At 42.4% G+C, this 23,475-nt stretch carries 20 protein-coding genes; 4 read left to right on the top strand and 16 right to left on the bottom strand.

Features of this window, described 5'->3' with window-relative positions; translation table 11 throughout:
• Positions 1 to 105: 105 nt before the first annotated feature.
• The 3 genes from B6K83_RS01085 to B6K83_RS01075 form a co-directional block, all read right to left on the bottom strand.
• A complete protein-coding gene (locus B6K83_RS01085; protein WP_085282384.1) occupies positions 106 to 1,446 on the bottom strand; it encodes a sigma-54-dependent transcriptional regulator in 1,341 nt (446 codons plus the stop codon).
• Positions 1,433 to 2,641, bottom strand: coding sequence for a sensor histidine kinase (locus tag B6K83_RS01080; RefSeq protein WP_085282382.1), 1,209 nt, complete (start codon positions 2,639 to 2,641; stop codon positions 1,433 to 1,435). The genes B6K83_RS01085 and B6K83_RS01080 overlap by 14 nt, the downstream gene beginning before the upstream one ends.
• 272 nt (positions 2,642 to 2,913) lie before the next feature.
• Positions 2,914 to 4,413 carry a sigma-54 dependent transcriptional regulator gene (locus tag B6K83_RS01075; protein ID WP_269843974.1) on the bottom strand — a complete coding sequence of 500 codons (1,500 nt, stop codon included), beginning with the start codon at positions 4,411 to 4,413 and terminating at the stop codon, positions 2,914 to 2,916.
• A gap of 320 nt (positions 4,414 to 4,733) precedes the next feature.
• Between B6K83_RS01075 and B6K83_RS18275 the strand changes: the two genes are divergently transcribed.
• Genes B6K83_RS18275 through B6K83_RS01060 form a run of 4 tightly spaced genes read left to right on the top strand, consistent with a single transcriptional unit; the run spans position 4,734 to position 10,054 of the window.
• On the top strand, positions 4,734 to 4,910 hold the full coding sequence (locus B6K83_RS18275; RefSeq protein WP_158088301.1) for a hypothetical protein: 177 nt from the start codon (positions 4,734 to 4,736) through the stop codon (positions 4,908 to 4,910).
• A gap of 20 nt (positions 4,911 to 4,930) precedes the next feature.
• Positions 4,931 to 5,947, top strand: a complete 1,017-nt coding sequence (locus tag B6K83_RS01070; RefSeq protein ID WP_085282381.1) for a 6-hydroxymethylpterin diphosphokinase MptE-like protein — start codon at positions 4,931 to 4,933, stop codon at positions 5,945 to 5,947.
• 11 nt (positions 5,948 to 5,958) lie between these two features.
• On the top strand, positions 5,959 to 7,557 hold the full coding sequence (locus tag B6K83_RS01065; protein ID WP_085282379.1) for a B12-binding domain-containing radical SAM protein: 1,599 nt from the start codon (positions 5,959 to 5,961) through the stop codon (positions 7,555 to 7,557).
• A 10-nt stretch (positions 7,558 to 7,567) separates the two neighbouring features.
• A complete protein-coding gene (locus tag B6K83_RS01060; protein WP_085282377.1) occupies positions 7,568 to 10,054 on the top strand; it encodes a motility associated factor glycosyltransferase family protein in 2,487 nt (828 codons plus the stop codon).
• A gap of 66 nt (positions 10,055 to 10,120) precedes the next feature.
• Here B6K83_RS01060 and B6K83_RS01055 read toward each other — a convergent pair whose 3' ends face one another.
• From B6K83_RS01055 to flgK, 13 genes are all read right to left on the bottom strand, one after another.
• Entirely contained in the window at positions 10,121 to 10,861 is a 741-nt protein-coding gene (locus B6K83_RS01055) for an acylneuraminate cytidylyltransferase family protein (RefSeq protein ID WP_085282375.1), read from the bottom strand.
• Positions 10,854 to 11,915 carry a nucleotidyltransferase family protein gene (locus B6K83_RS01050; protein WP_085282373.1) on the bottom strand — a complete coding sequence of 354 codons (1,062 nt, stop codon included), beginning with the start codon at positions 11,913 to 11,915 and terminating at the stop codon, positions 10,854 to 10,856. Before B6K83_RS01050 ends, B6K83_RS01055 begins: the two co-directional genes overlap by 8 nt.
• Positions 11,916 to 12,018: 103 nt before the next feature.
• Positions 12,019 to 13,104: an N-acetylneuraminate synthase gene (neuB, locus tag B6K83_RS01045; RefSeq protein ID WP_085282371.1), complete on the bottom strand. Its 1,086-nt coding sequence runs from the start codon at positions 13,102 to 13,104 to the stop codon at positions 12,019 to 12,021.
• 53 nt (positions 13,105 to 13,157) lie between these two features.
• Complete coding sequence (neuC, locus tag B6K83_RS01040) at positions 13,158 to 14,321, bottom strand: UDP-N-acetylglucosamine 2-epimerase (protein WP_085282370.1); 1,164 nt, start codon at positions 14,319 to 14,321, stop codon at positions 13,158 to 13,160.
• Between the two features lie 21 nt (positions 14,322 to 14,342).
• Positions 14,343 to 15,329: an NAD-dependent 4,6-dehydratase LegB gene (locus tag B6K83_RS01035; RefSeq protein ID WP_085282368.1), complete on the bottom strand. Its 987-nt coding sequence runs from the start codon at positions 15,327 to 15,329 to the stop codon at positions 14,343 to 14,345.
• Positions 15,330 to 15,391: 62 nt separating this feature from the next.
• Entirely contained in the window at positions 15,392 to 15,706 is a 315-nt protein-coding gene (locus B6K83_RS01030) for a hypothetical protein (protein ID WP_085282366.1), read from the bottom strand.
• Positions 15,707 to 16,141 (bottom strand): flagellar export chaperone FliS, encoded by a 435-nt coding sequence (fliS, locus tag B6K83_RS01025; RefSeq protein WP_085282364.1) that lies wholly within the window; start codon positions 16,139 to 16,141, stop codon positions 15,707 to 15,709.
• 42 nt (positions 16,142 to 16,183) lie between these two features.
• Positions 16,184 to 17,542 carry a flagellar filament capping protein FliD gene (gene fliD / locus B6K83_RS01020; RefSeq protein WP_085282362.1) on the bottom strand — a complete coding sequence of 453 codons (1,359 nt, stop codon included), beginning with the start codon at positions 17,540 to 17,542 and terminating at the stop codon, positions 16,184 to 16,186.
• Between the two features lie 28 nt (positions 17,543 to 17,570).
• Positions 17,571 to 18,038, bottom strand: coding sequence for a flagellar protein FlaG (locus B6K83_RS01015; RefSeq protein ID WP_085282360.1), 468 nt, complete (start codon positions 18,036 to 18,038; stop codon positions 17,571 to 17,573).
• A gap of 84 nt (positions 18,039 to 18,122) precedes the next feature.
• On the bottom strand, positions 18,123 to 18,938 hold the full coding sequence (locus B6K83_RS01010; RefSeq protein WP_085282358.1) for a flagellin N-terminal helical domain-containing protein: 816 nt from the start codon (positions 18,936 to 18,938) through the stop codon (positions 18,123 to 18,125).
• Between the two features lie 344 nt (positions 18,939 to 19,282).
• Positions 19,283 to 20,104 (bottom strand): flagellin N-terminal helical domain-containing protein, encoded by an 822-nt coding sequence (locus tag B6K83_RS01005; protein ID WP_085282356.1) that lies wholly within the window; start codon positions 20,102 to 20,104, stop codon positions 19,283 to 19,285.
• 133 nt (positions 20,105 to 20,237) lie between these two features.
• Entirely contained in the window at positions 20,238 to 21,443 is a 1,206-nt protein-coding gene (flgL, locus tag B6K83_RS01000) for a flagellar hook-associated protein FlgL (RefSeq protein ID WP_085282354.1), read from the bottom strand.
• An 8-nt stretch (positions 21,444 to 21,451) separates the two neighbouring features.
• Complete coding sequence (flgK, locus tag B6K83_RS00995; RefSeq protein ID WP_085282352.1) at positions 21,452 to 23,452, bottom strand: flagellar hook-associated protein FlgK; 2,001 nt, start codon at positions 23,450 to 23,452, stop codon at positions 21,452 to 21,454.
• Positions 23,453 to 23,475: the final 23 nt, after the last annotated feature.

Genomic DNA, 23,475 nt, shown 5'->3' with positions numbered 1-23,475 from the left:
CCATACAAATCAATACATTACATGGGTTTAAAAGCATAAAAGCAACTTAGAAAAGTTGCTTTTAGTAGTCATGAGCTGTAATGACGGAGTCGTATTACACGCTTGTTATAGCGGTATTTGAATGCCACTATCTCGCATCCGAGCAATTTTATAGCGTAAGGTGCGTGGGCTGATGCCTAAACGTTCAGCGACATCTTTGCGGCTACCTCGACAAGCTTGTAAGGTATCTAAAATAATTTGATGTTCTTGTAACTTTAATTCGCTGCCCAGTTTATCGGCTTTTTCGCTTACTTCCGTTTCGCTCGGTAATTGCGCGGTATCAAAGTTATCAATTAGCAAGTCATTGGCATCGATACAGCGATCACTTTGCAATATCAAAGCCCGCTGAATAACATTGTCTAGTTCGCGAACATTACCCGGCCAGTCATACGCTAATAATTTGCTACGCGCTGCCGCGGTAAACTCAGGAATACTATTCCCCTCTTTTTGACAGTTTCTTGCGATTAAATGTTTTGCCAACGGCAAAATATCATCTCGGCGTTGCTTAAGTGGCAACCAAGTCAGCGGAAAAACATTTAATCGATAGTATAAGTCTTCTCTAAACACGCCTTCTTGTACTGCCTCTTTTAGGTCGCGGTTACTAGTGGCAATCACCCGCACATTTAAACTGATGGTTTTACGACCACCAATACGCTCAACTTCGCGCTCTTGCAATACCCGTAAAATTTTAGCCTGTAGGCCTAAATCCATTTCCGTGATTTCATCCAGTAATATGGTGCCACCTTGCGCTTGTTCAAATTTACCTGGGCTGGCTTGAATAGCGCCAGTAAAAGCCCCTTTTTCATAACCAAATAAGGTAGCTTCTAGCATATTTTCAGGTATAGCAGCGCAGTTGATCGCGACGAATGGGGCTTGATCTCGGCTTGAATGATTATGAATATACTGAGCGAGCACTTCCTTACCTGAGCCACTTGGGCCCAGTACCATTACCGAAGCTTCTGTTGCCGCAACTTTTTTCGCTAAGTTAAGCAGTTCTAAACTTTTGCTGTCGGCAACAACTGGATCGCCACTTTGTGCGGTTTTTTGTGGCACATATTGGTTAACCATGTTTAAAAGAACTTCAGGAGCGAATGGCTTGGCCATATAGTTACAGGCACCGTCTTGCATGGCTTGTACTGCATCATCTATGGTGCCATAGGCGGTCATAATTAATACCGGCAATTTAGGGTAATTACTGACGATACTTTTCAGTAAGGTCAAGCCAGACATCTCCCCCATTTGCACATCACTGACCACTAGGTCGATGTTATGGGACTTTAACTTGAGCAGCGCTTCCTCACCTGAATCAACCGCTAGGCATTGGTAGCCCGCTAACAATATGGTATCTACAAGTGCCTCTCTAAGCCCAGCATCATCTTCGACTACCATGATTTTACTTGTGCTCATTAGTGAACTCCTTAGACAACATTGCGTCGTTTTCATTGATGGTGTTTTTTTGCTCTGCCTTGTTAGTGCATAGCTTAGGTATCTTGATACAAAAATGTGCCCCTTCGCCTGGCTTGCTTAGCAAGCTTACTTCGCCTTGGTGGGCATTGGTAACAGATTTAACAACTGCCAAACCTAAGCCGGTACCTTGGCTTCTGGAGGTATAAAATGGTTCGAATATTTTATCGGCTAGCTCTGATGATATACCTGGGCCATTATCGCGGACACTGATATAGGTAAAGTCGGCTCGACAATAAGCGCTAATATCAATAATGGCATCGGCTTTGATCACCGATAAACTGTTGTGAATTAAGTTTTGAATTGCCCCAGACAAGGCATTGGCATTTCCCAAAACTTCACAGTCTTGCTGACAAAAATGTAAATTTACTTGCGCATTCGCTTGGCTAACTTGGGCTTCAATGGCCTGCTTGGCTTGGGTGATCAGATGATTAATATTCACCGGTTCAACAACGGCTTGTTGACCACTTTTTGCAAACAACAACATATCGTTTACTTGTTGCTCTAAGTCATGCAAACGCAGCATGAGTTTATCTTGAAAATTTTCGCGCGCGTTATGAGCCAATTTTTGATTGCGCAAGTTGGCGCCATACAACATCGCAGCAGAAAGAGGGGTGCGAATTTGATGGGCCAGCTTTGACACCATACGCCCTAACGACGATAACCGTTGCAGTTGGCTGAGCTTGTCTTGTAATAAACGCGTTTCGGTCAGGTCTGTGATCATGATCAACTGCCCTGGTTGCTCACCTAAGGCGGTGATTTCCAACTTAACTCGGCGTCCGTCATTTAACGAAACTTCATGCCAATCGTCGGCTCTGGGTTTAAAAGAACGTTTAATAACATCAAACCAAGCTTGTCCTAAAATAGGTTCGTCTAACAGCTGCTGGGCGGTGTTATTCATTTTTACCACTATGCCATCACCATTGAGCATGATCATGCCCGTTGGCATAACATCGATAACGTGCTGAAGCTGTTGATTTTGTTGGCGCAATAAAGCCAGTTCACCTGCGAAATTTTCTTGTGCTAACGCTTGGCTTTGCTCAGGTGGTAGGGTTACACGCGCAAAAGCACTAACGTCGGCATTGCGAATGGGGTTAGCTGAATAAGCGTTATTTGCTGTCGAAAAGGCAAAAGCCATAATAAATCCACCTGAATCAAATAGTACACTCAGATGAAGCATGATCTATGCCAAAGAATTAACGCTTTAATTATCAACAACTAACGTAGTTTTATTGGCATAGCAATGGGTTGTCAATAAAATGGCTAACAGTGGTTTGAATACTGAAAAAGTACGCTAGCTAAACACACTTAAACCCGAACTACCGCACTAACTAAGGGTGACTTTTACCGATAGCAATCGCCATTTATGCGCTAAAAAGCACCGCTAGCGCTAACGCTTACAAGCACTGATCAAGCGTCTTTTTGCAGATTATATTTACGCATTTTTTCCACCAAGGTGGTACGACGCATACCTAACAGCTCAGCCGAGCGAGCAACAACCCAATCATTTTTATGCAAGGCTTGTGTGATCAATGCAACTTCAAGCTCTGCCAAGTATTCTTTTAAGTTCAAGCCTTGATGCGGCAGGATATCTACTGCAGAATTACTATTGGTGGCTGACGTGGTTAGCTCATGCTCTGTGTTGGTTTGCGTATCGTCTTCATCGTCATAATCAAAACCGGCGAACAACTCATTAATGGCTTCACGCTCTTGGATTTCTTCAGGGTACTCAATCGCCTGTTCATCAACATCTAGGTGTTGATACTTTAGCGGCAACTGCCCAACATTCACCACTTGCTCACCATACATGATGATCATGCGTTCAATTAAGTTTGACAGTTCGCGAACATTACCTGGCCAAGGGTGCTCTTGTAGCGAAGCAATCGCTTGCTCGGTAAAGCGCACCGACTGCCCTTGTTCAGAAGAATAACGGGTTAATAGCTCTTGCAATAATAATGGAATGTCTTCTTTGCGCTCTCGCAATGCTGGCGTTTCAATGGGAAAGACATTAAGGCGATAGTAAAGGTCTTCACGAAATTGATTACTTTTGATCATTTCCTCTAAATGCTGATGCGTTGCGGCAACAATTCTCACGTTCGCTTTAATGCTTTTAGCACCACCAACGCGCTCAAAGGTGCGCTCTTGTAACACGCGCAGCAGCTTTACTTGCATCGGTTGTGGCATGTCTCCAATTTCATCGAGAAATAAAGTACCGCCTTCTGCCAACTCAAAGCGGCCTTTGCGCATCGATATAGCCCCCGTAAACGCGCCTTTTTCATGACCAAAAAGCTCACTTTCTAATAACTCAGCTGGGATAGCACCACAGTTTACCGGTACAAATGGCCCTTTACGGCGATCTGATAAATTGTGAATATTGCGCGCCACCACTTCTTTACCAGTACCTGACTCACCGAGAATCAAGACGTTGGCCGCTGTACTTGCCACTTGCTCAATTAAAAAGCGCACCTGTTGCATCGGTGCACTTACCCCAACTAAAGAGCGAAATAAGGCGCTGGAACGGGTAATATCGCGCTTATTCGGTAAATTATTATGGTATTGATGGCTGTGATGTACCAATTGCGTTAATTGCGCGTAGTTCAGTGGTGTTGTTAATTCACCAATCACATTGGCATAACCATTAACTTGCTTTTTATCTAAAATATCGTGATACACAAACGGGTAGGTGGGGTTTGCTTTTATCAGGTTTTGTAATTTTGCCGAAATGTCGCCACACAAAATTATCGTCAAAATATTAGGGGTTTCGGCTAAGTGCTGTTCGATTTCGGCCTCACAAAGCACTTGAAATTGCTCACCAACAAATGCCAGTACTGTTGCCAGCTGTTGACGTCGTTCGGCGTCGTTATCAACCACCAAAATATGCTTTTGCGCTTGCATTTTTTGCCCTAACATAGTGCTCTAATCAGCCATTATTATTCTAAATTAAGCTTATATTAACTTGCTGTTATGATTAATCAACAATAATTTGACACTGGGTGTCAGATAATTGACTTTTACTTACAAGGATTTAGCGCGTTTTGCCGCCAATATGGCAAAACAGGTAAACGGATGCGATTTAGCCTTTATGTAACACAACGGCATGGTTCATGCTTACAACAAGCGTAAGTGTGGCAATAATTTTGTCTTGGTTATTGCTTCAGTCGGATTAAATGCCTACAGTCATAGCAACAGGCAATCAACAACATTTGCAACTTTTATAAGCGAGTAGAGTCATGAGTAATTTATTAAAAGGTAACTTCACCCCGAAAAAACAAGTTCAAGCTAATACACAAGAAAGTGAAGACAGCTCATTACAAGCAGAATTTAAAAAGGCAGCACTTAACTCAATTGGCGGCAGCATGGTCTATGTTGAGCGAACAGATTTAACTTGGTCTGGCGATGACGAATAAGCTAAAGGTTAGTTAGGATTATGCAAGATAATAAGCTAGATAGCAGCTTTAAAAAAGTGGTGGCACAAATTACCGATATTGGCAAAGCGTGGCATTCCGATGATCTGATCATTAATGCAAAAAATAACGTAGAGCCTGATCAAAAAAGCTTAAAAGACTTGCCGCCACTGAGCGCTGCAAAACAGCAACAGGCGATAGTGATCAGTGCAGGGCCAAGTTTGCACAAAAAAAATCAGCTAGAGAAGATCAAAGCCAGTCATTATCAAGGTACTATTGTTGCCATTGATGGTTCGTTAGTTAAGTGCCTCAAACAAGGTATTATACCAGACTATGTTTTAACACTTGATCCTCATCCTACGCGTATGGTTCGTTGGTTTGGCGATGATAACTTTATTGAACATACGAAAAATGATGATTATTTTAGCCGCCAAGACTTAGATATAAACTTTAGAAATAACTCTATCGCTGAAAACGAAGCCAATATTGCCCTGATTAATCAATATGCGCCGCAAATTAAGTTAATTATTTGTTCTTCAGCACCAAAAAACGTGGTGAAAAGGGCTAAAGAAGCGGGTTTTCAAATGTATTGGTGGAACCCCATTGTCGATGACCCACAGCAAGCACAAAGTTTGACCAGAGCCATCTACCAGATCAATAAATTTCCTTGCATGAATACCGGTGGCAATGTCGGCACCGCGGCATGGGTATTTACTAATGCAATTTTAAACATTGGGCGCATTGCCTTAACCGGTATGGACTTGGGGTATCATCTAGACACGCCAGTTGAAATGACCCAAACCTATTATGAGTTACAAGAGTTTGCCAACAGCCCTGAAGAGTTTAACGCCTTTTTTCCAAAGTTTACTTACCCTGCCACTGGTGAAGTATTTTACACCGACCCTACCTACTATTGGTACCGACATAATTTTTTGCAATTGTTAGAAAAAGCCGCAGGTGAAACATTTAATTGTTCAGAGGCGGGCACGCTATTTGCTGACAACTTACCCTGTATGCCCCTTAACGAATACATCAATTAGGTAGATATAACATGGCTAAAGTTTTATTTATTAACCCCATAGTTCGTGAAGAAGATGTGCCAAGACATATTCCTTATGGTATTGCGCTATTAGCAGCCATTGCTATGAAGGAGGGACATTTAGTACAGGTCTATGATGCCAATGCTTGGCGGCTGCCCATCAGCACCATCACTGAAGTTTGCCAAGCAGACGATTGGGATGCTATTTGCATAGGTGGTTTAACCACTAGCTACAATTACATCAAAAATGCCTGTAAATTAATTCGCCAAGCGGCACCCAATGCCACCCTAATTGCCGGCGGCGGTTTTCTAACGAGTATGCCACATGAGATATTTCAATGGCTACCTGAATTAGACGTTGGCTGCATTGGTGAATCATTTGTTACTTTCCCCGAAGTGCTAAAACAGATTGATAATGGTAACCATGACTTTTCATCCATACTTGGTGTGATTTACCGTGATAGCAATGCCAAGGCGCATTTGACTAACGTCAGACCCAATATTCATGACTTAGATACCCTACCTTGGCCGGCTTGGGAGTTATTTCCACTGGATATTTATTTCGAAAATTCGGCCTCACTATTTAGTGAAGAGTCGTTTACCTCTAAACGTCGAATGGATATTAATGGCAGTTTTGGCTGCGGCTTAACATGCAAATACTGTTGGCACTTAGGTACAACCGGCGACATGCTTATTGAACCTAATGAAAACGGTGATAATGACGTTGTATTTACCTATGGTCGTAACATTCGATATCATAGCGCTGACTATATTGTTAACATGGTCAAACACTTACATGAGACTTATCAGATTGATTTTGCCGCTTTTATCGACGAAAATTTAATGACCATGGATGTGGCCAGTAAAGGCACTTGGCTGAAAGAGTTATGTGAAAAGTGGATTGAGGCAGGCTTACAACCCACTTGTCGACAGCAAGGTATTCCACATGATGAAAACTGTCGTGGTGTACATTGGAATGGCACAAGCCATGCTGGGTTGCATCGCCCCGAAACGTTAAAGTTAATGCATCAAGCCGGCTGCACGCACTTAGTTTACGGTTTAGAATCTTTTGACCCTAAAATATTAAAAAACTTAGGTAAAGGCTCCAATGCCAGAAAGAACTTTAACAGTATTGCCACATGTTTAGAATCTGGTATTAAACCTATTCCCAATATTATTATTGGCTTCCCTGAAGAAAGCTTTACCAGCGTGAGAAATACCATTACCGCCTTAAAAGAGCTGGGTATAACCGCAAAACCGCACTTTGCGACACCGTATCCAGGCTCTGAGTGGTATTACCAATATAAACACTCAATATTAGCGCAATATAACGGCGATCTTGAGGCCTATATTATGGACTTAGGGGATGCCAGTAAAATTACCGCGGTGATTTCTCATGAGTTTTCGGCGCTGCAATTATTAGGCTTGCAGCAAATTGTTTACCTTAAAGATCTGCGATTACTGGATCAGTCAGAACAACACTGGGGTAAGGCACAAACGCTAACACAGCCTGTGGCGGTGCCGCAAGACGCGTTTAATTTAAAACCCTTGAGACAAGCTGGGCCATTAGCTATCCCTGTGGTTAATGTTGAACCTGTAGCCATTAAGTAATGAGTACCCTATGGACGTAAAAGAAAGTTTTTTAAAATCTGCATTTGATGAAGAATACCTATACTCCATTAACCGCAATAGCTTTATTAAAGAACCATCAACATCAGTTTTTAAGCGCATATATAAAGATAAGCTTAACCAAGAAAACAGCTTTTATTTGCTATTAGGCACAGACTCAGGCCTCTTACTCAACTATATTTTGCAGCAAGAGGTCCCCGATGATAGCCGCTTTTTGTTTATTGAATTACCGCAAGTTATAGCGCAGCTAAACAACAAATATGACTTAACTGACTTACCAGAGCATATTAAACTTTGCACGTTGGACAATTGGCAGGACACTGCTGCTGATTTTGGCATTGAGCTATACCTATATAAAGATAATTGTAAATATATTAAATCGTTAGCCGCTATAGACTCGTTTTTACCTGATTATAATCAAGCCATTCTTTCTTTTGAGCAAGACTTTCAAAGTGTACGCTTTTTTACCCGCGCAACACTGGCGGTATCGCCATTTATGGGTACACAGCTGAAAAACATTTGTGAAAATAACACCCCAGCGCGTATTCTTAAAGACCAATTTAGCCATGATAGCTGTGTGCTGTTAGCCGGTGGCCCTTCATTAGACGAAAGCATTGACTGGATAAAAAGCAACCAACAACATGTCGTGGTGATGGCGGTCTCTCGTATTGCTAAAAAGCTCTTGCAAGTGGGGATCATACCCGACATTGTGGTCTCGGTTGACCCCTTTGATATCAGCTTTGATGTTTCAAAAGAGCAGCTATGCTTTCCTGACTCGGTACTCTTTATTCATAGCAATAATGTCACGCCATTATTGCTTGGCCAATGGTCGGGTAAAAGTGTTTATATGGATCGTCGCTACCCATGGGATGTCGAAGGTGATGATGCGAATTTAAACTCCTGTGGCCCGACTGTTACCAATACGGCACTTAAAGCCGCCATTGATATGGGCTTTAGTAACATTTTACTCGCCGGTGTTGATTTATGCTTTTCAGAAAAGGGGGTCACTCATGCCTCTGGCAGCAATGAAGCCAAAATAGGACCGACACTTGGGCAAACTGGCAAATGGGTTGAAACTTACCGTGGGAATATTGTTGAAACCTTAGTGGTCTTTGAACAAGCGGCACAAGGTCTTGCCAGCGAAGCCGCGCGTGCTAAAAAGCAAGCGAGCGCAGTGTATAATTTATCTGCCAACGCAGCAAAAGTTGACAATATTAGCCACATCCCACTGAGTGCACTTAGCTTTACTGATGAGCAATGTTTGTTTCAAGAAAAAATCGCCCAATTACTCCCTGAAAAAACCAGTAGCGAGATAGTACAAGACTACAATGAGGTACTGAACAAAGTTGAGAAAACCTTAGCGGATGTGAAAAAAATTAGCATCTTGGCCAAAGAGGCCCTGCAAGCCAATGACAAGCTATTCGCCGAAAAAGGCCAAGAAAGTGAAAATTTTAAATATAAAGTACAAATGGATAAAATTGAGCGACAATTAAATAGCCGCTTTAAAAAAACCGCTAAATTTGTCAAAAACTTTGGTATCGACAAGTTTATCAAATCAGCACAAACTGACTCGTCTGCAGAATGGTCAAATGAAAAACTTGAGCAAACCGGACGCTTGTATTATCAAGCTTATATCGAAACTTGTGACAACCTCATTAACCACTTATCAAGCACACAAAGCCGCGTAAAAAGCCGCATTGAAGAGCATAAAACGAAAGCTAATATTCCGGCGTTGCTAGCGCAGTGGCGCGCAGACAACAACCTAGGTCGTGCCAAAATTTGGCTTGATGCTAGGCCAACAGTTGCCAACACATTAACAGCAGATGTGCTGGAGCAATTTAATCACTTTCAAGTTGAGTTTGAGAAAATTATCGCCAATGAAGATACTCAGCATTTACAGCGCACCAAAAATGAAGCATCGTTACATGGTGTCAGACGCAAAGTGATCACACTTTTTCATCAAAAAAACAGCGCCGCATTACACACCTTGGCACAAAGTCTAAAACTTCATAAAGAAACTAACCCTGCAGCAACGCCTTTGTACCACTTATGTTTGGCCTATTTTTTCACCGCCTCAGGTGAGGAGCGTCAAGCGCTTGAAAATTTTGAGCTACTCCCTAGCGAAGATATTTTAGAGGATGAATTACAGCAAATTGCCAGTATCGCTTTTAAGGTTGAGAATTATGGCTTAGCAAAAGCATGCCTTGGACAGCTGGCCACTATCGCCAGTATTTATATTCCACAATATGCCAAGCTACTATTACTCTTGGGTGAACAAGAGGCAGCGATTGCATGTTATACCGATTTTCTGCACCAACACCCAGAAGATACCTATATCTGGTGTAGTTTAGGTATTTTTTACTTTGAACTTGGCGCCAATGATGCGGCAAAACTGGCATTTGATAAGGTTATTGCTCAAGATAGTGAACACAGCCAAGCGCAAGTTTATCTACATAAAATTAATAACATAACAGCCTAAACAGTGTTGGCTTTTACCTTTAATTCGGCGCTTATCGGCTTACTAACAAGCAAGACTGGTTAGCGACTAGCGCCGCAATCGTTCGGTCAGCAGTAGCTCTGCTAAGGTAAAATCAAGCCGGCTGTCGATATCTATCGATGACTCTTTCGCCATTTGATATGCAAAAACATTTTGCGTTAAAAAGAAACTTTTTTCTTGCAGTAGCTGCGCTGTTTTTGCGAGATATATGGCACCATTTAACCGATAGTAATCTGGCAATGCCTGACTGCGCGGGTTATTTTTTACAAACGGAGAAAGGAAGTTGTCCATACTCGCGGTTTCATCCAAGGTGTTACTCCAAAGCGGTGAGTGATCGCACGGACAAACGCTGATCACAGCATCGGCCTCTTTTGCCATTAAGGTGGCAATAGCCGCGTTAATATCTTCTGTGGTGCGCAATGGTGAAGTCGGTTGCAACCAAAGTACATAATCATAATGTTTTTGCTGAGCGGCAAAAAACTCAATGGCATGTTCGATAACATCAATAGCGGTTGATTTATCGCCAGCATAGACCTTTGGGCGCATGAAAGGTACCGGCAAACCACAATCGGCGGCAATGTTTGCAATCGCAACACTGTCGGTACTTACCACGATATCAGTTAATTGCACGCAGCCTTGTGCCGCCTCGATAGTCCATTGGATTAAGGGTTTATTATAAAGCAACTTACTGTTTTTTCCGGGTAGCCTTTTACTACCTGCTCGGGCGGGAATAATCGCTAATATTTTCGCTGATTGCTGCTGTTGATTATTTTTTTCACACTTAGCCATCGAATCTGCCACCTTGCATAACGTCTTTTTGTGCTTGGTAGAAGTCCACCATTTTACCAATATCTAACCAATACTCATGCACGGGAAACATAGCAATATACTCTTGATTTGCTATGGCTGCTTCAACCAGCTCTGTCATATCCACCCGTTGATTTGTGCGAACTTTGTGGATTAGCGCTTGACTAACCACATAAACGCCAGCGTTAATAAAGTATTTATGTACCGGCTTTTCAACTAAACTAACAATGCGGCTGTCATCGGCCTCAACCACACCATAAGGAACTTGGTATTCATCTTCCCTGACACACATAGTACAAATAGGTTGATGTTGGTTGTGATATTGCAGCAGTAGTTCAAAGTCTATCTTGGTCAGTACATCACCATTCATCATAATAACCGGCAAATCCGGCAGAGTTTTAGGCAATAAACCTAAGCTACCACCTGTGCCTAACGGCGAATCTTCGTGAACATAATGAATATCGACTTGCCATTTTTCACCATTGCCAAAGTGCTCGCGTATTGCCTCGGGCATATAGTGAGTGGAAATATAAAATTGATGAAAGCCGGAAGCAATAAAGTTCTCTAAAATGGTTTCTAAAATGGGCTTATCGCCCAGCTTTAGCAATGGCTTTGGGCAGTTGTCGGTAAGAGGCTTTAAGCGTGTACCAAAGCCACCCGCCATTAAAAAAACGGGATTATCATATCGCTTGGCATCCATGACTTTTTGCAGGGTTTCTAAACCAACAACAATACCATCTTTAACGATTGGTATGGCAGTAAGCCCCTTGCTATTCATCATAGCTAATAGTTTGCTACGCGAGGTATCAGGTGGCGCAATTAATGGCGTTTTATGCATAACTTGTGCAATTTCCACGTCCATGCTCAGATGTTTAATTAGCGCCCGCCTAATATCACCGTCAGTCACTACGCCAAGTAATTGACGTTTATTATCAACCACTAACGCCAACTTCAATGCACCTTTATCAATTACGGAAATCGTTTCTTCCATACAAGTCGTGGGTGAAACGAGGATCTCCTGCCAATTATGGCTCATATTTAGCCCTCACTATAATTTTACTTACGCAACCATGATAATAAACAAGCGACTTATTCCGCGCTTTATAAGTATTAATACAATTATTACGCCAAGTCGTGCGTTAGGGCGTAATTAAGTCACCAGGCTGGTAGTCTTTATTGGCTTTAGTGTGCAATATGTCAAAATAGTTAACCGCAGAAATACCGCTACCTGGTCTTAATACCGTTAAGTTATCTTCACTATATGGCTGACCTTTAGTGATGGCTTGTTTAGCAACCAGACTTTTACGGGCCACCGTAATATTTTTTTGCTCACTGTTGGTGGGTGATTTACGCTTATCACCCAAAGCGAGCTCTAATTGACGAATATTTTGCACCATTTGTTTTAATTCACTTGGCTCGAGTGACGCTTGATGATCTGGGCCGGGCAGGTTTCTGTCTAAGGTAAAGTGCTTTTCGATAATAACCGCCCCCTTCGCCACTGCCATGGTTGGCACTAAAATACCTTCAGTGTGATCACTATAACCCACGGGCAACCCAAAAGTTTCACGCATCAGCTCCATGGCATTAAGATTGACCTCATTAATGGGCGCGGGGTATTCAGTAGTGCAATGTAACAACGAAACTTTCTCAGCCAAAAGCTTTTTACCTTCAGGCGCATTATAGGCCGCTTTAAACGCCGCTAAATTTGGCGTGACTTCGTTTGCTGCCTTATGCAATAAGCCAAAGGCAATAATCCCTAACGCCAATTCTATTTCAGCTAAGGTTGCCATACCGGTTGACATAATGAGTTCTCGCCCCGTATAGGCGTGTGCTAATAACAAAGGGGCATTGGTTAATTCACCCGAGGGGATTTTTAGCATTGGCAAATTAATATCTGTAATTAAAAACTGCAAACTGTCAGCATCAAACGCGGTGGATAAATATGCAATCCCTTGCTGTTGGCAATAGTCGCGCACTAACAAATGCTGGCTAAAGCTCAGCTCTAGCTTTTTCAGCATATGATATTGTGATTCAACTTGGTTGCTATTTTTGCGTTGGTAATCGGCCTGCTGAGCCTGTGGTGTGACAAGATTTTCAGCTTTAAATGTTTGAAACTTAATGATATCAACACCCGCAGCCACGGCAGCGTCAACAAGTTGATAAGCAAGCTCTACTTGCCCATTATGGTTTACGCCCGCCTCCGCAATAATTAAAGTCGAGTCCATAATCGCCTCTATAAAAGTGATGTAACCTAAACGTTGCCTGACTCTTGCATCGCTTATGGATTAGTGAGGTTAAAAAAACGTTTTTGTAGAATATTATCCCAGTTAACAGTTTTTAGTGTGTCATATATCGCTTGTGACGCGCCACCTTGTCCATAGGGGTTTGCCATTGTCGGTAGCGCCGACTTAAACTCAGCGCTGCACGCTTGCGTAATGGCGTCAACAATCGCATCGGTATCATGCTGACAATGGATGACACTTTGGCTGGCAACGCGGCCTTTTTGTCGGTCGCCAATATTAACCGTTGCGACCTTTAGCGATGGCGCTTCGATAATACCACTGGAACTATTGCCCACCACAGCTTCTGCATGTTTGACTGCAGATAGATAACGTTGATGACCTAAGTTTTTCACTAAAAACACTCGTTCGTGATGCTGCTGTGCGTAATGCTCTAAGTGTTGAATGATGTCTTGCCCAAAGCTATCCGCATTGGGATACGTTATGATCACTTGATGATCAACAAAACGTGTTAACGCTTGTAATAAATTTTTTAAGCCATTCACTGCCCCGCCTTTTGACAAGGTAACGGGATGATAAGTGACCATAAAATAAGGCTTATCTAATTTGTCATCGAAATAGCGTCTGACTTCTTGACGACTAAAAAGACTTAACTTCTTGATACTGTCAATGCCGGGGGCGCCAACATTAAAAACATGTTGCGGTAATTCGCCTAACTGTATTACCCGTTGTCGGTAAGACTCAGTCGCAGTGAAGTGAAGGTGGGAAAGCTTAGTAATGGCATGCCTGATGGCATCATCATATGCGCCTTCGGTAATTTCACCTCCATGGATATGGACAATAGGTACTTGGGCTATCATGGCCGCTTGTGCAACCCCAAAGGCTTCATATCTATCTCCTAAAATAACAATAGCGTCAGGCCTATGTGTAGCTATGACATCAGCGCTGGTGCTAATGGCCATGGCTAAAGATTTACTGGTGGCATTGGGCGATGTTGACGGCAAAAGAAAATCAAGCGTTGCGGTGACATCAAAACCGTCACCAATAATTTCGTCAATAGTATTGCCATACTCAGCCGATAGATGGGTACCACCGACGTATAACTGCAAATCAAACTGACTATCTTGCTGCAAGAACTTTAACAGCCAATACAATAAACTGTACTCGGCACGCGTGCCGGTGAACACTGCTAGCTTCTTCATTTACCTGCCTTAACGGCTAATTTAAAGGTTATAAATATCATGTTTATACAGGCGCAGGTTTTCGGGTTTAAGAAACCAATTAACCGTTGCCGTTAAGCCTTGTTTTATGGAATACGCGGGCGTAAATTCACTTAAGGTTTGAATTTTTTTATTGTCACACCAGAGTCTAAAAACCTCTGACTTGCTGGGGCGAATCCTTTCTTCATCACTAATAAACTCAACATCACTTTGCATAATCTCTTTAATTAAATTCAAGGTATCTGCCATGCTAATTTCAAAATTTGAGCCTATATTAACCACCTCTCCTATGGCTTGATCACTTTCAGCGATCGCTAAAAAGCCGCGGCAGGTATCTCCAACATAATTAAAGTCTCGTGTCGGGGTCAAATCACCCAGTTTAATTTGTTTTTCGCCATTCGCGATTTGGCTAATAATGGTAGGAATAATGGCACGAGCAGACTGCCTTGGACCATAAGTATTAAACGGTCTTGCAATACTTAGTGGCAAATTAAAGGCGTTGTAATAACTCATTGCCATGGCATCTGCACCAATTTTAGAGGCGCTATAAGGTGACTGAGCCTGTAATGGGTGCTTTTCATCAATGGGAACATACTGGGCTGTGCCGTAAACCTCGCTAGTTGAGGTATGTATAAAACGCGACACCTGATTTTCTAGTGCTGCCTGACATAAATTTAACGTGCCATTGATATTTGTTGCCACATAACTTTGTGGCGCGCTATAAGAATACGGAATGGCAATCAGGGCTGCAAGGTGAAATATGGTGTCTATTTCGCGCGTTATTTTTTGACAAAAAAACGGGTCGCGCACATCGCCACTGATAATGGTTAAGTTCGGGTGTTTTGGCACACTTTCTAGCCACCCCCAAGTATTAAAGGAGTTATATTGTGCTAATGCCGTGACCTGAAAGTCTTTAGCTAATAGCAACTCAACCAAGTGTGAGCCAATAAAACCATCGGCGCCAGTGACCAATACGCGCTTTTTCAGCATAAGTATAAACCTAAATAAATCAGTGATTTTGTTGATAATATCACTGATTCAATGGGAAGTAATCAATCACTAAATTTTTGATAAGCGTTTAACGCATTAGTGCGTTTTTTTTGCTGGCTTGCCACTGCGACTATTTTATTTTTACTTTCATGAACAAGCTTTAAGGCTTGATTATCTCGGGCTTGAATAGATAGCAAAAAATCACGATAGTGCGCTGACTTTGCAGGATCAGTGGCCATATGCTCATCCAGTGCTTTTAGTAAGGTTAAGCGCTGCTCTAGTAATGCGGCACAGGACGCTTCATTACCAGCAGCTATCAAGGCTTCAATTTGTGCTGATAAATCTTTTATTTCACAAGTGAAGCGCTCAAATACCACTTAAGCCCCAGCTACTTGCTTATTTTTTTCAGCTAGTAATGTCAGTCCTTCCTGTTTACCGCTTTCCGGCATTGCAAACCAGGCATCCCTTAAGGGTTTCAACATATCAACAACCTCGGCGAAGCCATCTACATCTAATGACACGCTAATATCGGTTAACTTATCAATACAGTAACTGTACATAACATCAAAGTTATTGGATATTTCTGGCTGACTTTCAAAGTCGAGTGATTGACGCAAAGCCTGCAAAATATTGATCGCTTTCGAAATTGACTTTGCTTTAAGTTCGTAATCTTTGCGCTCAATTGCACCTTTAGCCACGGCAATACCTTGTAGCATGCCATCAAACATCATTAAGATGATTTGGTGTGGGTTTGACTCTAATAAACTGCTGTTTACGTCAACTTGCTTATACGCTTTTAAATTTTGTCTCATGATAGTTACCTTACCAATTCGCTTGCACTATGAAGAGCTATATTAATCTTTTGAGACCGGCTTTAATGCCGACGTTAAAAAGTTCGATGTTGCATTGTAACCCGCAACCGTCGAGTCAAGAAAAGCAAAGCGCTTTCTTAATGTATCTTCATAATTTCTTAAGCGCGCTTCTAAATTATCATACTCATCTGAAATACCTGATAAGTCTTTATTTAGATCGGCTTGCCTTTTTGTCAATGTACCGTCACTGTCATTATAATTGTCAATTAGTGCTGACAATTGACTGACGATACCATCTGAAGAAGCAAAAAGCTGGCCAAGTTCGCCTAAATTGTTATCAACTTTTTTGGCCAGTGTTTCAACACCACTATCTAAAGTGCCGATTCCAACCGCTGATATTTCAAGTTTGCCAAATTTATCAAACGAAACACCGATATCACTTAACGACTGAATATCGCCAGTCATGCTACCTACGGTATTGCTAAGAATATTGCTGAGTTGGCCTTTCATTGCCCGCAAGTCAGAGTCAAACGCCAATTTACCGAATTTTGGAGACGCTAAAACATCCATACTGTCTGCCAGGGCATTAAATGAATTTACAAACTCATTGACCAAATCGATAGCAACTTGATTATTTTGCGAAATATCTAACGTTGCCGCACCGGCAACACTCACTTTGTTTGCTACTACAGTGACATCTTCTATGGTGTTTTTAAATTCATTACTGGCACTGGTCACTGTATTGCCCGCACCATCAATTTCAATAATGGCATCTTGCGCATTTCGGGTGATAGTGGCATTAGTGGCTAAATTATCCAGTGCGGCGTCGTTCGTCGACACTGATAACTCATTGGCGGTGCCCGTGTTGTTGGAGGTATAACTTAAATAAGTTCCAGAATCACTATTAACTAACGATGCTGTGACACCAAAGTTGCCACTTTGTGCATTAATTTTATCGCGAATAGTCGAAAGATCGTCAGCGGCATCAATGGCAACATCAAAGCTATCAGCACCAGCCGCAAACGTTAATGTGCCTGTACCTACTGTGCTGGCTGAGCTAGCAAAATCAGGGGTTTGAATACGGGTTGCTGCCGCCAGTTGCAAGACACTGACTTCGAAGCTGCCGTTACTGGCAAAGCCATTGGTGGTTACTGAAATATCATCATTACCGACATTCAGCACTTGTTCATTGAAATTTTCGACCGATTTCAATTTATCAGCAACGCTTTGAAACGAAGCCAAGGCGGATTTAAAGCTACCTAAACCCGATAGCTCTGCGGTAATGCGCTCTTCTTTCTTTTGCAGTCTTATTTCGGTGGGGACAGACTCTGCCGTCACGAAGGCTTCAATAATTGATTCGAGATCTAGTCCAGACCCGATACCAGCTGATGTAATATTCATTTGACCTCCACTCAAGCGTTAGGCGATATTAAACCTTTTCTTCAAGAAATATGCCAGTTTTCTCACCAACATCTTGGCGCAGGGCAATAATTTTTTGCGCAATCTCTAGCACTTCTTCCGATGGAAATTGTTTTATCAACTCTTTACTTTCGGTATCAAAAAACTTTATCACGGTTTTGTCGCTAACATCATCCTGCTGAAAATTAATATTGCGAGACGATAACTGCATAAAATCAGCAATTACTTCAAGCGCTTCATCAAGCACCAACGACTCTTGCTCGTTTTTTAACTCACTTGCAGTTTGCGGCTTGCTCGCATTTGAGGCTGACGCCTCATTAGTTAGCTTGTCATTTTTTTTAGCTCGCTCCACTCGATGAGTCAAATCTTTACTGAGCTTATCTTCGCTATTTTCGCCAACTTTGTTTGTTGCAGCAGTGCTGACTTCCGGTGCTTGATTAGCAAAACTGCTTTGTGTGGCAGTTATTTGCGTACTCATACAAACCTCCAACGTGTCGATATAAAAACAAAAATGACACTCAACTTGAGTGCCATTTTATCATCAATAACACTACCGTAATAATTATAGTAGCGATAAAGCGATTTGTGGTTGTTGGTTTGCTTGCGCTAACATTGAGCTCGACGCTTGTTGCAATACCGTGCTACGCGCTAACGCGGCACTTTCCGCTGCATAGTCTGTATCTTGAATACGTGAACGTGAAGCAGAAAGGTTTTGCGAGGTGTTTTCATTACTACGCACAACTGAAGCAAAACGGTTTTGCTTAGCACCTAAATCGGCACGAGTACTGTTGATCGATGCTAAAGCAGTATCAATTTTACCTAAGGCGCGAGACGCCATACTGGCTGCCGAGATACCAACAGTAGATAACACAGACGCTGCGGCAAAGTTTTTACCAATACTGACTTCAATACGTTGACCGGCATCAGCACCAACTTGGAAAAATTTAGAGGTATAGGTACCGTTTAACAGTTTTTCACCGGCAAAACCTGTATCGGTAGAAATACGCGTTAGCTCTAACTCTAATTCAGAAAATTCTGCATCTAGTGCCGTACGGTCAGCGTTACTGTTTGAACCATTTAGCGACTGTACCGACAAAGTACGCATACGTTGTAGAGTATTAGTATACTCATCTAACGCACCTTCAGCGGTTTGCGCTAAAGAGATACCGTCATTAGCGTTACGAGACGCTTGGTTAAGGCCATTAATTTGCGCAGTTAAGCGACTTGAAATTTGCAAACCAGCAGCATCATCTTTGGCGCTATTAATACGCTTACCTGAAGATAAACGCTCAAAGTTTGTTGCCAAGGCATTGGTAGAACCTGACAATTGACGTTGTGAATTTAATGATGCGATATTACTATTTACGACTAAAGCCATGATAATGCTCCTGAGCTAATTGCCCTATATATTTAGTTAATTGCGAAGCGATTATTAATGGTCAATAAATGCTTCTTGTAACCTTTATCGGACAACAATCAGCGAACTTTAATCTTTTTTCTTAATATTTCTCTTTTATCACCACAAAAGCCAGTAACCCACTGTATTTATTGACTTTAAATTTAAAATTATTTTAACTCACTAGCTTTGAACACGACTACATAAGTACAGATATTAAGTACAGATGCCCCTAAAAACAAAAAAAAAGCCTCCAAGGAGGCTTTTGATAGCTGCGCATTTTATCACTAGCTTAAGACTAGCGCATTCAGTACCACGAGGGGTAATTACTGTAGTAAAGACAACGCTATTTGGGGCTGCTGATTCGCCTGCGCTAACATCGAGCTCGACGCTTGCTGCAATACGGTACTGCGCGCAAGTGCTGCACTTTCTGCTGCATAATCTGTATCTTGAATGCGAGAACGAGACGCAGATAAGTTTTGTGCGGTATTTTCATTACTGCGAATAACCGAGGCAAAACGATTTTGTTTAGCACCTAAATCAGCTCGGGTACTGTTTACAATAGCTAAGGCAGAATCAACCTTAACTAAAGCGCGCGAGGCATGACTTGCCTGCGAAACACCAGCTATCGTAGATAAAATACTGGTGGCAGCAAAGTTTTGCCCTATGCTGACTTCAATTTTCTGTCCGGCATCGGCACCAACCTGGAAAAACTTCGAGGTGTAGGTACCGTTTAATAGTTTTTCGCCGGCAAAGCCAGTATCAGTAGAAATACGCGTTAACTCGGTTTCTAATTCAGAGAATTCTGCATCCAATGCTTTACGATCAACGTTACTGTTAGAGCCGTTTAATGCTTGTACGGCCAAGGTTCTCATTCGCTGCAGTGAGTTGGTGTATTCGTCTAGTGCCCCTTCTGCAGTTTGCGCGAGTGAAATACCGTCATTGGCATTACGCGCCGCTTGATTTAAGCCATTAATTTGTGCGGTTAAACGACTTGATATTTGCAAACCTGCTGCATCATCTTTTGCACTATTGATACGCTTACCCGAAGATAAACGCTCAAAATTAGTTTGTAAGTCATTGGTAGAACCACTCAAATTCCGTTGTGAATTTAAAGATGCGATATTACTGTTTACGACTAAAGCCATTGTTATCCTCTCCTACGTTATAGGGTGTGGCTCAATTGCTGACAACAACACATTGGTGGAACCACATTGCTAATATTTGACACTGTTTAACTAAGCATATCGTGTGCCAAAACATAATTTTTATTAAAAATTTTTAAATAAAGTTAAATAGGTTTAAGTCTTTTACTTGTACAAAGCTTTGCTGTGCTGCCTGTAATGCCACTTTTGACTGCTCAAAGTTAGCCACAGCTTTGGCAAAATCTAAATCTTCTATATTGGATTTACCTGACGCTAAGGTTAATTCCGTATCGGCATGGTTATTGGCTTGGCTATCAATGAGCTGCAAACGGATGCCCGATTCACTGCGCCGCGTTGTTAAATGATTTAGCCCTTGGTCAAGTTGCGATAGTATATGCGCGTAGTCCACTTCATGTTGTAGTGGATTAGCTGGGGTACTGCCGCTGGCCATCCAATCGATTGCCGCTTTTATGGTGCTAAAAATATTAACCTCTTGCTGTGGATAAAGATCAACTTCATCTCCCGGCAAAGGGTTGCCACTTAGCTGTACCTCGACACCATTAAAGGCAATGGTTTGCCCTGCTACATAAGGTGCGCTCGGCACTACCACAGCGCCATTACCGTCAGTGACGGTTAAATCATTAGGGGCGCTAAAGCTTAATTTATAATTAGGGGGGTTGGTTGTGGTGTCGTAGCTACTCGGATCAACCACAGTGGCATTGTTGACACTAAACCCTGAGCTATTATTAATATAATTAGTACCAAAGTCGCCAATATCGTTAGCAATCTTGGCGAAAGCGAGATCACCTGGTTGGTTGGTCTCAACAAAAACATTTTTCGCAATCTGTAATTGCCTAATACCACTATCACCTTGGTAAGTAACTGTGTTGTCCAACTGCAATGAAAATGGCTCTTTATGGGTTTGAAAGCCCGCAAAAATATAGCCACCCGTTTCATCTTTAGTATTGGCAATATCGAGTAGTTGCGATTGTGAGTTTTTTGCTTGCTCTGCCAAAGACACCAAATCATCACTTGATAAAGTACCGTTATTGGCTTGCGTAAAAATGCGCTTTAACTCTTGCATCATGTTTTCTGCGTTTGCAAAAGCATTATCTTGCAGCGAATTACGATTTTCCGCTTGGGTAATATTACGTTTATATTTTTCAATATTGGCCAGTTCGTCTTTATAACCGGCCAAGGTGCCGTAGGCTACCGCATCGTCTTTAGCGGTAAGTACTCGTTTACCACTGGATAAATAGCCCATTTGATCATTAACGTTCGACTGCTTGCTTGTGAGCTGCTGACTATTTTGAAAATAAAATTGTGCCGTTGAAACTCTCATAAAAACTCCTACCTTGCCGCCGACAACAAGGTGTCAAATAGGGTATTGGCCACTGAAATGATGCGTGACGATGCCTGATAAGCTTGCTGAAATTTAATCATATTGGCGGCTTCTTCATCTAAATTGACACCCGAGGTTGATTGGTTGCGGTTATATGCTTGAGTAAATAATGCTTGTGCGGTATCAGCGACTAATGCTGCCGAGCTAGCATTAGCACCAATTTTTGCTGTGGTAACCGCTAGGCTTTGACTAAAGGTTTGAGAACTTCCGCCAACAATGGCTTGCTCTTGCGTGATGGCTATTAAAGACGCATTACTACCATTACCCGGTCCAAAAGCATCAGAGACAGTAAACTTTTCTCGTGCTAAGGGCCCTTGTCCAACTGGCAAACCTGATATTTCAATTTGAAAAGCCGCAGCGGCTGGCAAAGGTGGCATATCAATAACGGCGGAATTACCGGCAGCAAAACTACCAGCACTGAGCACAGGCGCAGGTGGCGGGTTGGCGGCGTCATATACTCGATAATCAAAGGTGCCTGGGGCACTTTCATAAACATCAACCGTTAACTTGGCATTGACCCCTTCAGTAAACGCTCTGGCGGTGACAGGGTCGGTTACATTAATGATATTAACCGCACCGTCACTGATATTATTACTATCAGGGTTAACGGCCACCGAGGTACTGGCGGCAATAGCTTTCGCATCAGTTAAGGTCACTTTCATTAACGCAGCAGCATTTTCAGATGGACGAATGGTAAATTTATCATCGGTACTGGGTACGCCGGCAGTTTCAATAAATTCAAAACCAAACGCTGTGCTATAAGTACCCGCACCCGGCGCGCCTAAATTGGTCACTGAGCCGTCAGTGGTGTTGGTTAACTGATAATCTACGCCATCAAACTTTAGCTCGAACTCAGCATTGGGTATCAGCGATATATCGCTGATGTTTACGCTGCCGGCTAAATTGCCTGCGTTAGTGCTGTAAGGTAAAACTCGCGCGGCTTGTATGCCACTGCTATTAATATCAGTAAATAAATCACGTCCTTGCTGTGCATCTAAATCAAGTCCCTGTGCTTGTGCCTGATTCAAGGTTTCTGATATTGCCATGGCTAAACGGTTTATTTCGCTTCGCGCCTGTAATAAATGTTCATCGCGATAGCTGAGTTTTGCCGCGAGTGCGCCGCCGAGTTGGGTGCCATCGATTGACACTTTGCCATTGGCACTATTGAGCTGTAATTTGGTTTGTAATGGGTCGGGGTTGCCCGCTTGCACCGTTAGAGTTAACGGGGTAATACCGGCAACTAAGGTCGCACCGTTGCCTATCATCACCGTCATAACACCATGGCTGTCTTCTATGGTATTGACTGAGGTGTACTCGCCTAACTGACCAACAAGCTGATCACGTTTATCAAGCAAGTCATTCGGCTGCCCCGCCACCGTGATATCTTTATTTTGTAGTACTTGGTCATTAATCTTTGCTATTTCTAACGATATTTGCGAAATTTTACTGGCAATTTGACTTATTTCACCGTTTGCGGCTTTTTCTAACTGATCAAAGTTAGCATTTAACGTATTAAAATCACTCGCTAAGATATTTGCTTGGCTTAAGGCGATATTGCGTAAGCCAAGATCGCTTGGGTTATCAGCAATGCCGTTCATTGCTTGATAGAAACGATCAATAGAACCGGAAATAGCATCCCCAGACTGAGACATTATATCGTTAAGCTGGTTTAAATTGATGCTCAACGAGTCGGCATTACCTAAGTTACTTTGGCTTAACAGCTGTTCTTTATGAGCAAATTGGTCATAAATACGAGTAATATCTTGTACATAAGTACCGGCGCCAATATAGTTGCCGCCATTGACAATACCTGCGGCGGCATTTTGTTCAGCGCGTTGGCGATTGTATCCTTCAGTATTGACATTGGCGATATTGTGGCCAGTCGTCGCTAACTGTTGCTGTGCAGCTAATAAGCCACTGACACCAGTTTGATACAAATTAATCGACATGACGTAAACTCCTGCTCCAACCC

Origin of the sequence: Colwellia chukchiensis, from assembly GCF_002104455.1 — a bacterium.
Classification (GTDB): domain Bacteria; phylum Pseudomonadota; class Gammaproteobacteria; order Enterobacterales; family Alteromonadaceae; genus Cognaticolwellia; species Cognaticolwellia chukchiensis.
Note: the sequence above shows the minus strand (reverse complement) of the source record. Positions and strands in the feature narration are given on the sequence as shown.

What these genes read in the sequence shown, in the direction of transcription:
- B6K83_RS01005 (WP_085282356.1), bottom strand. Translation starts at nt 20,104, where the DNA reads ATGGCTTTAGTCGTAAACAGTAATATCGCATCTTTAAATTCACAACGG.
- flgL (WP_085282354.1), bottom strand. Translation starts at nt 21,443, where the DNA reads ATGAGAGTTTCAACGGCACAATTTTATTTTCAAAATAGTCAGCAGCTC.
- B6K83_RS01060 (WP_085282377.1), top strand. Translation starts at nt 7,568, where the DNA reads ATGGACGTAAAAGAAAGTTTTTTAAAATCTGCATTTGATGAAGAATAC.
- B6K83_RS01065 (WP_085282379.1), top strand. Translation starts at nt 5,959, where the DNA reads ATGGCTAAAGTTTTATTTATTAACCCCATAGTTCGTGAAGAAGATGTG.
- B6K83_RS01085 (WP_085282384.1), bottom strand. Translation starts at nt 1,446, where the DNA reads ATGAGCACAAGTAAAATCATGGTAGTCGAAGATGATGCTGGGCTTAGA.
- fliD (WP_085282362.1), bottom strand. Translation starts at nt 17,542, where the DNA reads ATGAATATTACATCAGCTGGTATCGGGTCTGGACTAGATCTCGAATCA.
- B6K83_RS01055 (WP_085282375.1), bottom strand. Translation starts at nt 10,861, where the DNA reads ATGGCTAAGTGTGAAAAAAATAATCAACAGCAGCAATCAGCGAAAATA.
- flgK (WP_085282352.1), bottom strand. Translation starts at nt 23,452, where the DNA reads ATGTCGATTAATTTGTATCAAACTGGTGTCAGTGGCTTATTAGCTGCA.
- B6K83_RS01070 (WP_085282381.1), top strand. Translation starts at nt 4,931, where the DNA reads ATGCAAGATAATAAGCTAGATAGCAGCTTTAAAAAAGTGGTGGCACAA.
- B6K83_RS01050 (WP_085282373.1), bottom strand. Translation starts at nt 11,915, where the DNA reads ATGAGCCATAATTGGCAGGAGATCCTCGTTTCACCCACGACTTGTATG.
- fliS (WP_085282364.1), bottom strand. Translation starts at nt 16,141, where the DNA reads ATGAGACAAAATTTAAAAGCGTATAAGCAAGTTGACGTAAACAGCAGT.
- B6K83_RS01015 (WP_085282360.1), bottom strand. Translation starts at nt 18,038, where the DNA reads ATGAGTACGCAAATAACTGCCACACAAAGCAGTTTTGCTAATCAAGCA.
- B6K83_RS18275 (WP_158088301.1), top strand. Translation starts at nt 4,734, where the DNA reads ATGAGTAATTTATTAAAAGGTAACTTCACCCCGAAAAAACAAGTTCAA.
- B6K83_RS01010 (WP_085282358.1), bottom strand. Translation starts at nt 18,938, where the DNA reads ATGGCTTTAGTCGTAAATAGTAATATCGCATCATTAAATTCACAACGT.
- neuB (WP_085282371.1), bottom strand. Translation starts at nt 13,104, where the DNA reads ATGGACTCGACTTTAATTATTGCGGAGGCGGGCGTAAACCATAATGGG.
- B6K83_RS01080 (WP_085282382.1), bottom strand. Translation starts at nt 2,641, where the DNA reads ATGGCTTTTGCCTTTTCGACAGCAAATAACGCTTATTCAGCTAACCCC.
- B6K83_RS01075 (WP_269843974.1), bottom strand. Translation starts at nt 4,413, where the DNA reads ATGTTAGGGCAAAAAATGCAAGCGCAAAAGCATATTTTGGTGGTTGAT.
- neuC (WP_085282370.1), bottom strand. Translation starts at nt 14,321, where the DNA reads ATGAAGAAGCTAGCAGTGTTCACCGGCACGCGTGCCGAGTACAGTTTA.
- B6K83_RS01035 (WP_085282368.1), bottom strand. Translation starts at nt 15,329, where the DNA reads ATGCTGAAAAAGCGCGTATTGGTCACTGGCGCCGATGGTTTTATTGGC.